This window comes from Haloterrigena alkaliphila (assembly GCF_017352155.2).
In the GTDB taxonomy this organism is placed as follows: Archaea; Halobacteriota; Halobacteria; order Halobacteriales; family Natrialbaceae; genus Haloterrigena; species Haloterrigena alkaliphila.
Genome location: NZ_CP071462.1, coordinates 2813159 through 2826007, shown reverse-complemented (window position 1 = coordinate 2826007; position 12849 = coordinate 2813159). Strand labels below are relative to the sequence as shown.

General features: G+C 65.8%; 14 protein-coding genes and 1 pseudogene. 4 read left to right on the top strand and 11 right to left on the bottom strand.

The window, feature by feature from the left end; translation table 11 throughout:
* Nucleotides 1-7 precede the first annotated feature (7 nt).
* A complete protein-coding gene (locus J0X25_RS32575) occupies nt 8-205 on the bottom strand; it encodes a hypothetical protein (protein WP_207288051.1) in 198 nt (65 codons plus the stop codon).
* Between the two features lie 138 nt (nt 206-343).
* Here J0X25_RS32575 and J0X25_RS32570 point away from each other — a divergent pair.
* Nucleotides 344-604 (top strand): annotated as a pseudogene (locus J0X25_RS32570) (MATE family efflux transporter); the annotation flags it as partial.
* Nucleotides 605-611: 7 nt separating this feature from the next.
* Here the strand turns inward: J0X25_RS32570 and J0X25_RS32565 are convergent.
* Nucleotides 612-1730, bottom strand: coding sequence for a saccharopine dehydrogenase family protein (locus J0X25_RS32565; protein WP_207288050.1), 1119 nt, complete (start codon nt 1728-1730; stop codon nt 612-614).
* Nucleotides 1731-1821: 91 nt separating this feature from the next.
* Here J0X25_RS32565 and J0X25_RS32560 point away from each other — a divergent pair, with 91 nt between their 5' ends.
* The gene (locus J0X25_RS32560; protein WP_207288049.1) at nt 1822-2280 is read left to right on the top strand and encodes a Rieske (2Fe-2S) protein; all 459 of its coding nucleotides are present in this window, start codon (nt 1822-1824) and stop codon (nt 2278-2280) included.
* Here J0X25_RS32560 and J0X25_RS32555 read toward each other — a convergent pair whose 3' ends face one another.
* Entirely contained in the window at nt 2281-2643 is a 363-nt protein-coding gene (locus J0X25_RS32555; RefSeq protein WP_207288048.1) for a DUF7344 domain-containing protein, read from the bottom strand.
* A gap of 201 nt (nt 2644-2844) precedes the next feature.
* Complete coding sequence (locus tag J0X25_RS32550; protein ID WP_207288047.1) at nt 2845-3141, bottom strand: transcriptional regulator; 297 nt, start codon at nt 3139-3141, stop codon at nt 2845-2847.
* 144 nt (nt 3142-3285) lie between these two features.
* Between J0X25_RS32550 and J0X25_RS32545 the strand changes: the two genes are divergently transcribed.
* Nucleotides 3286-4251 carry a nucleotidyltransferase family protein gene (locus J0X25_RS32545; protein WP_207288046.1) on the top strand — a complete coding sequence of 322 codons (966 nt, stop codon included), beginning with the start codon at nt 3286-3288 and terminating at the stop codon, nt 4249-4251.
* A gap of 110 nt (nt 4252-4361) precedes the next feature.
* Entirely contained in the window at nt 4362-5078 is a 717-nt protein-coding gene (locus J0X25_RS32540) for a hypothetical protein (protein ID WP_207288045.1), read from the top strand.
* Between the two features lie 115 nt (nt 5079-5193).
* On the opposite strand, the gene J0X25_RS32535 is transcribed toward J0X25_RS32540, so the two are convergent.
* The 7 genes from J0X25_RS32535 to J0X25_RS32505 all read right to left on the bottom strand — a co-directional run bounded on the left by J0X25_RS32535 (nt 5194) and on the right by J0X25_RS32505 (nt 12710).
* Nucleotides 5194-6078 (bottom strand): hypothetical protein, encoded by an 885-nt coding sequence (locus J0X25_RS32535; protein ID WP_207288044.1) that lies wholly within the window; start codon nt 6076-6078, stop codon nt 5194-5196.
* 139 nt (nt 6079-6217) lie between these two features.
* A complete protein-coding gene (locus tag J0X25_RS32530; RefSeq protein ID WP_207288043.1) occupies nt 6218-7099 on the bottom strand; it encodes a twin-arginine translocation signal domain-containing protein in 882 nt (293 codons plus the stop codon).
* 378 nt (nt 7100-7477) lie between these two features.
* On the bottom strand, nt 7478-8203 hold the full coding sequence (locus J0X25_RS32525; RefSeq protein ID WP_207288042.1) for a diphthine--ammonia ligase: 726 nt from the start codon (nt 8201-8203) through the stop codon (nt 7478-7480).
* 102 nt (nt 8204-8305) lie between these two features.
* Nucleotides 8306-9625, bottom strand: coding sequence for a DUF373 family protein (locus tag J0X25_RS32520; protein WP_207288041.1), 1320 nt, complete (start codon nt 9623-9625; stop codon nt 8306-8308).
* A 114-nt stretch (nt 9626-9739) separates the two neighbouring features.
* Nucleotides 9740-10735, bottom strand: coding sequence for a signal peptide peptidase SppA (gene sppA, locus J0X25_RS32515; RefSeq protein ID WP_207288040.1), 996 nt, complete (start codon nt 10733-10735; stop codon nt 9740-9742).
* A gap of 111 nt (nt 10736-10846) precedes the next feature.
* Nucleotides 10847-12187: a carboxylate--amine ligase gene (locus J0X25_RS32510; RefSeq protein WP_207288039.1), complete on the bottom strand. Its 1341-nt coding sequence runs from the start codon at nt 12185-12187 to the stop codon at nt 10847-10849.
* A 91-nt stretch (nt 12188-12278) separates the two neighbouring features.
* The gene (locus tag J0X25_RS32505; protein ID WP_207288038.1) at nt 12279-12710 is read right to left on the bottom strand and encodes a nuclear transport factor 2 family protein; all 432 of its coding nucleotides are present in this window, start codon (nt 12708-12710) and stop codon (nt 12279-12281) included.
* Nucleotides 12711-12849 lie beyond the last annotated feature (139 nt).

Sequence of the window (12849 nt, the reverse complement as noted above, 5' to 3'; positions counted from 1 at the left end):
AGACATCTCATTCATCGGCGGTCCGTAGCGGAACCGGCGGTATCGCGACCGTAAACCCGATCCCGAGCCCGATCATGGCACCAACGTACTCGAGGGGCTCGAACCGATCGAAGACGAGGATTTCGAGACCGCTGATGAGAAGGAAGGCGAAAATCGCCCAGAACACGAACGAGAGCGCGACGTTTCGGACGATCCATTTGCTCATTTTTCGACGATCCATTTGGATAGCAAGCTAATAAGCGTGTCGCGAACCCCACCGTCGTCGCGTCGTCTCGAGCGCGTGTGCGTTCCCTCGAGTGCCGCCTTCAACAGGTTCAAGCGCGACACTCGCGGACTCCAGCCCGTGCTCTCCGGAGGCCGACGACGGCTGTTCGACGTCTGGCGGCGCGTGTTCGACCTCTCGTGGCCGGTGATGATCGAGCAGTTCCTCCGGACGCTGATGCGGACGACGGACGTCGTCGTGACTGGCCTGTTCTCTCCGGCAGCGGTGACGGCCGTCGGACTGGCCGACCTCTACGCTCGACTGCCACTTCGCATCGGGCTGGGACTGAGTAGTGGCGTCATCGTCCTCTCGAGTCAGGACACGGGCAGCGGTGCGAAGGACTACGGACTCAGTCGTCGGACTCGAGGGCCGACCGTTCGGGGTCCCTTGATTCGGTCGGGACCTCGAGGAGTTCGCGCTCGGTACCGTCGAGTTCGAGGACGAAGTCGGCCCCGAACGCCGATGCCGGCGTCTGGAACCCGTCCGGGACGCGCCCGCGAGGGCTGTCGCGGCCGTCGACGACGCGTTCGGCGGCGCGCACCGCGGCCTCGGCCGTCAGCGCGTACGGGTTGGGCGTTCGAAGGCGGGCGCGTGCGCGCCGCCCGGTCGACGCGTCGGTGACCTCGCCCCAGACGATCGCCTCGCTGCTGGCGAGTTCTCGCTCGTCCGGGCCGTCGATTCGGGCGTCGACGAGTCGTTTCAGGATCCCTTCGACCGGTCGGGACTCGAGCAGCCAGCCCAGCGAGTCGACGACCGACATCGCGCGGGTCGCCCACGGTCCCGCCGCCGCGTACACCTCGATCGAATCGATTCCCGTGCTGTGGGCGGCCGTGACGACGTCTCCCCACGGAATCGTGACGGCGGGTTCGGCGCCGTCGCCGAAATCGATCGCTCGCGTTCGGTACGTCGCGGGGACCCTGATGAGCCGTCCGTTGCGACGGACGACGCCCTCGCTCCCGGCCTGTTCGACGAGCGTGCGGGCGGTGCCCCGCGAGAGCGACCCGCCGCCCTTGATGGCCAGCGAGAGCTCGGTCGCGGACGGCACCTGCTCGTGGAGAAACGCCGCCAGGCAGTCCGACGGGACGACGTCGAACCCGACGCCCGGGAGCACCGTCACGCCCGCGTTCCGCGCGGCGTCGTCGTACCGCCCGAGTCGTTCGAACACCTGAAACTCGCCGGTGATATCGAGATAGTCCGTTTCGGTCTCGAGACACGCCTCGACGAGCGGTTCGGCCGTCTTCGCGAACGGTCCCGCACAGTTCAACACGGCGTCGAAGTGCCGGATTCGGCCGGCGACGTCGTCCTCGAGATCGAAGGTCCGGCCTTCGACGCCGAGTTCGTCGGCCTGCCGAGCGACGGCTCTGGCGTCGCGACCGGCGACGGCCGGCGACCCTCCTCGAGCGACGGCTTCGCGGGCGATCAATCGACCGGTGTAGCCGTACGAGCCGTAGATGAGAAGGGAGTCCATGGCCGTCGTTTGGCGTTCAGACTGTTAAAGGTGCGTCAGACGTGGGGGGTTCCGTAACGTTCACCACGTCGGACCGGGTACCGAGGTGGCGATGGACGCCTCTCAGCGGATCACCGCACTCGCGGACGTGCCGGCCGAGTCGACGGTTTGCTTTCGCGTGTCGAACGACACCGACGAGGTGCGGGAAGCGATTCTCGTCGCGAGCGACGGCGCCCCCGACACCGCTGACGATCGGTCCGACGCCTCGGACGACGAGCGGGTCGCCTGCTGGCTGAACTACTGCCAGCACATGACGCACATCAAGATCGACAAGGGATCGGGAGCGCCGATGCGAGACGGCGAACTCGTCTGTGCGAACCACGGGGCGTACTTCGACGCCGACTCCGGGAAGTGTACGTTCGGCCCCTGTGAAGGCGCCTATCTCACCGATCTCGAGGTGACGGTCGCGGACGGCGCCGTCTACCTGGCCGACGACGAGTACGAGTTCGTCGGCGAGGGGCCGATCGACGACGGCGACGATCTCACCTCGAGTTCCAACGTCAAAATCTGACTACTCTAACTCGGTCGGGGAGACCAGATCGCGTTCCTGATCGTACTCGAGGAGTCCGGCTTCGACCAGTCGCGGCAGGTGATCGTGATACAGCGAGATGTAGGTCTCGTGGACGCGCTCGGCCGAGATAGATGGCACGGGCGATCCGGTCTCGCGGACGGCGACCTCTTCGGCGGCGTCCGGGAGGGTCAACGGCTCGTCGAAGGCGCGCATCACCTCGAGCAGTAGCCGACGGCGTTGATCGGCGAGTAACCCGAACGCCTCGTCGACCGTTTCGGCCGACGCCTCGCACGTGTCCAAACTGTCGAGGACCGCCAGCACGAAGTCAACACAGTCGGGGTCGGGTTGGGACGTGGCAGTCATTCGTATCCTCCGTGAGACCTCTCGAAACGGACGGATACCTGAATACGGAGACGAGGGGGTATCAGATATCGATCGATCCCGTGTGCCGACCGTCCGTTCGCTCGAGGGTTCGTACCGGGTTCTTGGCACGCCACTAAATATTAGTATCGAATCCGTTTCAGCTTGTCAGGTAACCATGACAGTCATCGGTTCACGAACGCGTCACTCGATGGTCAGCGTCGGTTCGCTCACGGACTCGCTCTTGCAGTCCGGACACCGGGAGGGTAGGTTCAACAGGTCGTCGAAGTCGTCGAATCCGCAGTCCCGACAGGCCGGGGGCGCGACGAGGAACCGTTCGTCCGACTCGGCGCGATCGACCGACCGGGAGACGTGTTCGGCGTGACGGACCACCGCCTGCGGGGTCAGGTCGAGTTCTACCGCGAGTTCGCTCGGCGTGGCTGGTTCGGCTCGGAGGGCGTCGGCGAGTCGCTGTCGCGTCGTTTCGTCGGCCTCGCGCATATCGGGGACAGGGCGGCCGGACGTTTATACTGTCGGGCAGGTGCCGGTGAGAAGCCGACCGGTCGCGGGCGTCGATCGCTCGACGGCGCCATCCTCGGTGGGGAAAGGGCAAACCACTTATCACATGCAGGTGAACATCGGGACATGAAGGCCGTCGTTCTTGCCGGCGGATACGCGACCCGTATGTGGCCGATAACGAAACATCGGCCCAAGATGTTCCTCCCGATCGGCGACTCGACCGTCGTCGATCGCATCTTCGCGGAACTCGAGGCTGACGACCGGATCGACGAGGTCTACGTCAGCACCAACGAGCGCTTCGCCGCCGACTTCGAGGCCCACCTCGCCGACAGCGAGTTCGAGAAGCCGCAGTTATCGGTCGAGGAGACCACCGAGGAAGACGACAAGTTCGGCGTCGTCGGCGCGCTCGCACAGTTGATCGACCGCGAGAACGTCGACGACGACCTGCTGGTCATCGCCGGCGACAACCTGATCAGCTTCGACGTCGCGGACTTTCTTGACTACTTTCAGGAGCACGAGTCCCCGACGCTCGCCGCCTACGACGTCGGCTCCCGCGAGAAGGCCAAATCCTACGGGCTGGTCGAACTCGAGGGCGACCGCGTCGTCGACTTTCAGGAGAAACCCGATGACCCCAACAGCACGCTGGTCTCGATCGCCTGTTACGCGTTCCCGCGGGATTCGCTGTCCCTGTTTCCCACGTACCTGGCGGAAGGCAACAATCCCGACGAACCGGGCTGGTTCATCCAGTGGCTCCAGAATCGCGACCCGACCTACGCCTACACGTTCGAGGGCGCGTGGTTCGACATCGGGACCCCCGAAAGTTACCTCGACGCCGTCGGCTGGCACTTGGACGGCGAGTCGATCGTCGCCGACTCGGCGACCCTCGAGAACGCCACGGTCGGCGAAAACGTCCACGTGATGGCCGACGTGACGCTCGAGAACACCGATCTCGACCACGCCGTGATCTTCCCGGAGGCGACGGTCCAGGACGCGGACATCCGCCGGTCGATCATCGACGAGGGGACCCACCTCGAGGATATCGACCTCGCGGGGGCGCTCATCGGCGCCCACACGACGATCACGAACGGGTAGTAGCGGGTCCAGAAGAGCGCTGACGGTCCCACCTGCCGCCGGGGACACTCGAAACCGGGAACGGGCGGTACAGCTATAGGTCTCCCGTGTGATGCGTATCGACGAGGGACATGTCTCGGTCAGTTCAGACCGTCCTCGACCGGTACGCCGAGGAGGTCCCCTACGAACGACTCGCGGCCGCCGTCCGCGAGCACCGGCGCTGGACCGGCGACGACCCCCGACTTCTGGTGGCCGAGGCCGCCGCGTCGACGACCGGCCAGAGCTTTCTCGGCGGCAGCAAACCCACGGTCGAGCGCTTCCGCGAGACGTTCGTCGCGACAGGCCGCGTCGACTCCTTCGCGGACCTCGCCGCGCTCGACCTCGAGGACGACGATCTCGTCGCCGCCTTCGGCGCCCAGCGGAAACGCCACGTCCTGCTCGAGATCGCTCGCGTCCTCGCGGATCGCTCCGCAGACGACGACCTCGTTGCGCTGGTCGACTGGGCGAGCGCGGCCGACCAGTACCGGTACGATGCTGACCCGATCGGGTCGATCGCCGGCGTCGGCCCCTCGACGTTTCAGTACCTCCGCCAGCTGGCGGGGATCGACGCGCTGGTTCCCGATCCGACCGGCATTCAGTTACTCGAGGTCGTCGCCGCGGACCTCGAGTCCTCGCCGATCGATACGGCGACCGATCTGCGAACGATCGCGTCCGCCGAGTGGCTGGCCTGGGAGTCGTCGTACACGCCACTCGAGATCGACCGCCTCGCGTGGTGGACGTTCACCGACGACGCGGAGCGGGACGCGATCCTCGAGGTTCACGGGATGGCCGACGAACTCGTCGACTGAGACGAATCGCCGGTCGAGTCATCTACGCCGGATGAGACGAACCGACGGTCGAGTCGTCGACGCCGGATGCGACCATTCGACGGGCAGTACGACGAATCCGGCGTCTCAAACGCCGTTAGAACTTCTCGGTGGGCATCGTGTAGTCGACCGTCACCAGACGACCGTCCTGCGAGACGTCGTTCAGTTCGCTTTCCTCCTGCATATTGTCCTCGAAATTCTGCTCGATTTCGTCGATATCGATCCCGTCTTCGCTCTTATACAGAAGCAGGTACTCCACGTTCATCTCCTCGCCGTCGATCGTCAGCGTGGCGCCGGTGGCGACGACGATATCGTCGCTCGCCTCCTCGGCGGACGACTCGGTTTGTCCCTGGACGAATACGGCGGCACCGAGTTCGACCTCGTCGCGAATCGTCGCGAAGTCGTCGTTGGTGTCGGCGAACCGATCCGCGTCGTCGTTGTAGGTGTCGATCAGGAGTTCGAGTTCCTCGCGCGGTCCGAAGTCGACGTACTGCGCCGGTTCGGACTTGATGAGGTAGTCCCCGTCGGTCCCGATCAGTGCGGATGCGTTCCCCTCCTCGTCTTCGTCCTCCTCGTCGACGTAGACGTCGAATCCTTCGTAGCTATCTTCGCTGGAGAACTCCATTTCCTCGACGATATCCGCGCCGTCGAACGAACCGGTGAGGATCTGGGCGTGACCGACGTTCAGCGAGTAGTCGACGTTGTCGGCCTTGAGCGTCCCGCTGTAATTGCTGGTGACGTCGTCACGGATCTCACCTTTCTTCACCTCGTCTTCCTCGAGAACCGACGAGATGTCCGTTAAATCCGCACTTATCGAACTCGATCCCAGTTCGTCCGGATCGTAGGCCCACTCGGTGATGTCCGGTTCACCCTCGAAGTAGCTTCCGACGACCGGAACGTTACTGCAGCCCGCGAGGCTCGCGATCCCGCCGGCAGCCGCGAGTCCGGCACCCGTACGAAGTACGTCGCGTCGTGATTGCATTCCTCGCTGTATAGTCAGTACGTCTATAAAGTAGTTCTGACCGACAAGAGCTGCGCTGGAGAACTGCACTCCGGTTCGGGAACTGCGCCGATGAACTGAAATTCGGTGGGTGTTCGACGGCCCCACCAGAACGAGGCCGTTACAGGAACTTCTCCGTCGGGATCGTGATTTCGACGGTGAGCAGACGTCCGTCCTGTTCAATCGTATTTAACTCGATCTCTTCGACGTTCGTCAGCTCCGATTCGAGTCGTTCGACGTCGATTCCGTCCGCGTGCTTGTAGAGTTCGACCCACTCGAGGCGCGTCTCCGTCCCGTCGATTTCGAAACTCTCGCCGTTCGCGATGACCGTCTTGGCGTCGGCATCCGCGGCGGCCGATTCGGTCATGCCGCTGGTGTGGACGACGTGGCCTGCCCCGAGTTCGTCGGACACCAGGGCGTAGTCGTCGTCGACGTCGACGAACCCGTCCGGGTCGCCGTTGTAGGTGTCGATCAGGAGTTCGAGTTCCCCGCGCAGGTCGTACCCGGAGCTCGCCTCCGATTTGAGGAGGTAGCCGTCGCCGACGGCGAACAGCCTGCTCGCGGACTCGTGCGCGTAGACGTCGAACCCGCCGTAGGCCTCGGCGGACGAGACCGCCAGCCCCTCGACGAGCGCGGTCGCATCGAACGTTCCGGTGAGAACGTGGGTCCCGCCGACCTCGAGTCCCGTCGCGACGTCTTCGACCGCGAGTTGCCCGTCGTAGCCCCCGGTGAAGTTCGATCGGATCGCCTCCTCGTTGGGAAAGCTGTCCTGGGAGAAGAGCGCCTCGGCGTCCCGCAGGGTCGCCGTTATCGAATCGCGATCCATCGATGCGGGGTCGTAGACCCAGTCGGCGGGCTCGATTTCGGTGACGGCGTCATCAGAATCGGACTGGTCGTCGGTGTCTCCGTCGTCGGTAGCGGTCGACTCATCACTGCAGCCAGCGAGCGTCGCGAGCAGTGCGGCCCCGGTTCCTGCGCGGAGGAAATTCCGTCTCGATTGCATTCTCTCACGAGATAGCGCCGTCGGCTACATATCCATTATTGCCGATCGAATGACCGGAATCGTCCCTCGAGCCACCCCGGTCGTCGCCGTAACCGGTCCGGAACCGGCGGTAGCGGCGTCGACGCCGCCGCGAAGAGTGTAACATCCAGACGTGTTCGCTCGCAGTAGTTACGCTAACTCCGCACCCGTAATCCGCAACCGCCCGCGCGTCCCATCCTACTCCGTCTCAGAACCACCTTTTTCCGCCTCGGGATTCGCTCGCGAACCACTCGGCGCAAAAATCTGTCTGGCGAGAGCTTCGCTCTCGCTGACCTTCGCTCACTTCGTTCGCGAAGAGACCGAAAAAAGCCGCTCGCTCACTGCGTTCGCTCGCGGGACTTACGCTAGCTCCGCATCCGAAATCAGTAGTCTACCGCGCGTCCCATCCCACTCCGTCTCGTACTCGAGGTCGATCCGCCGGTCCATATGCGGGCCGTCCACCACCAGCGTCTCGAACTCGCCGCCCTCACCCAGAATGTGGACGCCGTACTCCTCGTTGAGCGCCTCGAGGTCGGCGATCGCCTCGCGGTCGAGGGTTCGGCCGAGCCAGGACTCGTCGAGGCCGCCCGCGGCGACCTGGATGATTTTGATCTCGAAGCCGGCTGCGAGCATCGCGTCGGCGAGTTCGCGGGGGTCTTCCTGCCAGAGCGGGGCGAACAGTTCACAGCCCAGCCGATCGCACATCCCCTGAATGCGACTGGTCTGGTACTCGCTCTCGACGGCGCCGGCCGTGACGCCGGCGATTCCGGCCTCGAGTTCGCGGTCGAGGTCGGTCAGGGCGGCCTCGAGGGGTTCGAGTTCGTCGTCGCCCTGCTGGCTCGAATCCGCGGCTCGTTCGGCCTCGAAGTCGGCGGGTTCGACGTCGACCAGCGGGATCCCGACGCTCTCGGCCGCCAGCGCCGCGAGTTCCGTGGCGGGGACGTGGTACATGTACGAGTCGCCGGTCGGGTGGACGGTGACGAGCCGGGAGACCTCGAGTCCGTCCTCGAGGGCCCGGTACAGCGCCCACGAGGAGTCTTTGCCCCCCGAGAAGAGGCTCACCCACGCGCCGTCTGCGTCGCTCATGGTCGGCAGTACGCGCACAGGGGTAAATGGATGGCGAGTCGCGGCCGTCGTCAGCCGGTCCGCTCGACGGTTGTCGTCAGTTGGTCCGCTCGAAGCTCGTCATCAGTCGGTCCGTTCGGCGTCGGTCTGGGCGTCCGAATCGCCGTTCGAGGCCGCGTCCGACGGCTCGTCGGCCGGCGACGACTCGGTCCCCGGACCGCCGTCGGTGAGTTCCGACGGGAGGTCGGCGTCCGCGTCCGGTACCGGGGTGGCTCCCGACGCTGCGTCCCCGTCTTCGCCGCCGTCCGCGAGTTCCGTCTCGTCGCCCTGGGACTCGCTGAAGTACGACGCGATGCGCGCCCCGACGAGGCTGACCACGATTCCGGTCACGACGAACAGCGCGAGGCGTTCGCCGGCCGTCACGACGAAGCGCTCGTTCGACAGGACGCCGAACTCGTTGGCCGGTACGATGAACGGGTCGATCACGCGCTGTTGCTCGAGGAAGTACGCCGAGAACCCGCGCACGACGAGCGCGACGGAGACCACGATGAACGGCAGGTTGAGGAACGAGCGGCGGATGGGGTGGTCGCCGATGGCCTCGTCGAGCAGTCGGCCGGCGCTGGCCGTCAGCGCGGCCATCGCGAGCCACGGGATGCTGTCGAAGGCGAACTGCATCGCCGGGATCACCACGCCGGGGGCGTCCTCGAGGTTCGAGACGCCGAGCGCGCCCGCGAAGAGCCCGACGAGGGTGAGCCCGGCGGCGACGACGTAGGTGACGACCGAGACTTGCCCGGAGTACAGCGATTCCCGAATCTGGTGGGCAGCCCTGGTGAGGAGTTCGTCGACGTTGAACCCCTTGTAGAGCAGGAAGATTCCGATGACGGTCGTGATCGCGGCGGCGCCTTCCGCGGGCCCGACGACGGTCGCGAGGATGGGAAAGACCAGCAGCGTCAGCCCGATCGGAACCAGGACGGTCTGGCGCAGTTCCTCGTCGGCGAGGAACTGCTTGAGCAGGTAGTACGTCGACTCGATGTCCCGCGCTTGACGGACGACCACGCGGTCGACCGAATCGACTCGGACGCGGCTCTCGACGATCGGTACCAGTCGCTCGTCCTCCGCGCTGTCGATGACGACGACCGCCGAATCGGGATCGTAGTCGGCGACCAGATCGTCGAGCTGTGTGGCGACCGCTCGATCCGCCGACACCATCGACTCTCGGTCCCCCGAGACGACCGCGACGACGACCTCCTCGTTCTCGTCGCGGAGATCCTGCGCGACGCGCAACGTCTCGAGCAGGGAGTTGACCCCCGAATCCTCCGGATCCGCCAGCCCGACGTCGGTCACGAGCGAGCGGACCGCCTCCCAGCCGACGACGGGTGAACGGAGTCCGGTCTTGCGACCGACGTCGTCGGTCCGATCGAGGCAGACGACCAGCGTTGTCACGGTAGGCGTTGTATGCTGTGGTACGATAAAACCTCTTACTCGATCGACGCATCGGTCGCGCCGCCGCCTCGATGTCGACGGGCGGTATCGGTTCCGAACCGGTATCGACGCCGATCAGGTCCGCAGGCGGAACTCCCGCTCGTCGGCGACCCCCGCGATGCCGGCGCCGAACGCGTAGGCGACGCCGCGCGCGCCGGCCCCGACGCGGGCCATCAGCGGCCGATCGGGCTCGAACTCCTCGACGGTGACCTCCTCGCGGGCGAGGCGGTCGGCCAGTTCCTCCTCGAGCTCCCGGCGGGTCCCGAGGCGGTCGACGAGCTCCAGTTCGTGGGCCTGCTCGCCGAGGTAGATCCGCGCCTCGGTGTCGCGGACGAACGCCGGATCGAGGTCGCGGCCGTCGCTGACCCGCTCGACGAAGGTGTCGTAGTAGTCGTCGATCAGCCCCTGCAGGTAGGCGCGCTCGTCCTCGTCCATCTCCTTCAGCGGGGTGCCGGCGTCCTTGTAGTCGCCGGCGGCGAACCGCTCGTAGGAGAGGCCGACCTTCTCGGCGAGGTCGCTCGCGTTGACCCGGGAGCCGATGACGCCGATCGAGCCGACGATAGATCCTTCGCGCGCCCAGAGTTCGTCACAGCCGCTGGCGATCCAGTAGCCCCCGCTGGCACAGACGTCGGTCGCGTAGGCGATCGTCGGCCCGTCGAATCGCTCGGCCGCGAGTCGGATGTCGTCGCTGGGGACGACCTCGCCGCCGGGCGTGTTGAGTTTCAGGAGGAGGGCGTCGACGCTGTCGTCCTCGTCGGCCCGATCGATCTGATCGACGATGTCGTCGGCCGGCGTCCCCCGCGGGCTCGAGGGAAGGCCCCCACCGCCGCCGTCGCGCGTGATCGGCCCCTCGACGGCGACCTCGGCGACGTCGTAGTCGGGAAACAGCGAGCCGGCCGCGTTGCTCGAGAAGCGAAGCCCGAGGAGCACGACGCCCAGCGCGATCAGGACGCCCAGCAGATCCGTCACCGACTCCGGATAGACGACGAACAGCGCGATACCGATGGCGGCGAACGCGACCGCACCGACGGCGACGATCAGGAGTCGACCGATTCCCTCGCTACCGACCATCTCGAACACCTCGAGTCATACGGTCACCTGTGTACGGCATCCGGTAAGCATTGGTGGTTGTGCCCGCTCCAACGCAGGTCGGACCGTCGTCGGGCCGGACGGTCGGGAGACTCAGTCGTCGAGGCCCTGTGACGCCTGGGACGGCGGCGATCCGTGTGGCTGATTCGATCGCTGGTCGGCTCGATCCGGATCGGTCGAGCGGCGATCGCCCGACGCGCTCGAGCGCTCGCCGTCGTCCGGCGCGTCCGATCCCGATCGGGTGCCCCACCACGTCTGGAACAGGTTGAGACCGTCCCTGACGAACGGCATCGGGTCGTCGGGGACGGCGTAATCGAACCGGGGCTCGCTCACGAGCGACGTCGCGATGTCGCGGGCCGCATCGGAGAACGAGGGGCGTTCGACCATCGGATAGTCCTCGGTCACCACGCTGTGGAGGTAGCTGAGTTCGCCACGGAGCAGGTGGCCGCCGATGCCGACCTCGTAGGTGTCGTCGGAGTCGATCGGCTCGCCGTTGGCCTGCTGCCAGTAGTAGTAGGGAAAGTCCGCCCCCGCGCGGACCGAGAACGGCAGCGACGACCAGAAGCGCGGGTTGATCTCCATGAGTTTGTACTCGTCGTCGACGGGGTCCCGGAGGAACTCGACCATCGCGAGCCCGTGCCACTCGAGTTCGTCGAGCAGGGCCCGGCCGGCCGCCTCGAGGTCGGAGTCGTAGACCGACTCGCGGTAGGCGCTGGGGCCGCCGCAGTACTTCCAGCCGCGGTGCTGGCAGTGCTGGAAGGTCGCGACGGGTTCGCCCTCGTCGTAGAGCGCGAAGAAGCCGAACTCCCGCGAGTCGGGGATGCGCTCCTGAACCAGAGGCACGTGGCCGCGCTTGTCGACGACGGCCTGCGAGTCGGGCGCGGTGCCCGGCGTCTGATACTCCGTCGAACCGATCTCGATTTGGTCCGCGTCGGAACCGAGGTATGCGGGCGCGGCGACCGTGTATCTCGGTTTCACGATCGTCTCCTGGTCCCAGTCGTCCCACTGATCGAGCAGCGCGGTTTCGGGGACCGCAACGTCTGCCGCGTCGGCGGCCGCGAAGAGTTCGACCCGGTCCTGGACGCGACGGAGGGTCTCGGCGTCCGGCCAGTTCGTCTCGACGACCTCGGCGAACTCCTCCTTGCGGTCGGCGAGGACGTAGACGTCCTCCTCGCGGACCGGGATGATCGTTCCCACGTCGGGCCGTTCGGCGAGCTCGAGCAACACGTCGCCGTAGGCGGTCAGGTCTTCGGTCGCGTCGGGGACGGTGACGAACTCGTCGCAGTACGCCGAGCAGGACGAGGGCGTCGTCGTCGAGTCCGAGGCGACCACGGTGTGGACGCCGCGCGGGCGAAGCGAGCGCAGGCAGGCGACGGTACTCGGTGCATCGATTCCGGGAACGAGGACGCCCGGGTCGCCGCTGTGTCGGTGCATGGTCGAAGCGTTCTGATCGTCTGTCATCGGTATGTGCTGGCTAACGCGGTTCGGTGTTCGGATAGTCGGTAACGATTTCCGTCTCGCTGTATCAGCGCTCGAACGACGACCGTTCGAGCGCGGTATCGGTGTAGACTCGGCACGCCTGGACCGTCTCGCCGTCCAATTCGTGGATGTGGACGAACGGCACGTCGAACTCCCTCCCGTCGGTGGTGCCGACGTAGGCACCCTCTACGACGACGGTTTCGTCCGCTTCGGAGAATCGCTCGGGGACCGCCTGGACGTGATCCGCTGGTCCGCTGATCATCGTAACGTATTCGACGACACCCTCGACACCCGTATAGTTTCGCTCGGAACCATCACCGTCCGTGACCACGGTCCAGCGCACGTCGTCCGACAGCGTCGCCGCTACCTCGTCTCGACCCGCCCGATCCGTTGCGAGGTGATTGAAGGCGGCGTAAAACTCGGTAACGACCTCACGGCCACCCGTACTCGCGGTCGATCGACTCGTATGTAGTTCCATTACCCTGTCGTGTGATACGAACCCGCCCGTAACCAAAATAACTCACACCGTTTACAGCCGGTGAGAATGTACCGCGGACGACAGATACGCGCGGTGACGGTGCGGATCCGTCTCGGCGATCGCAGCGACCCGCCGTCGT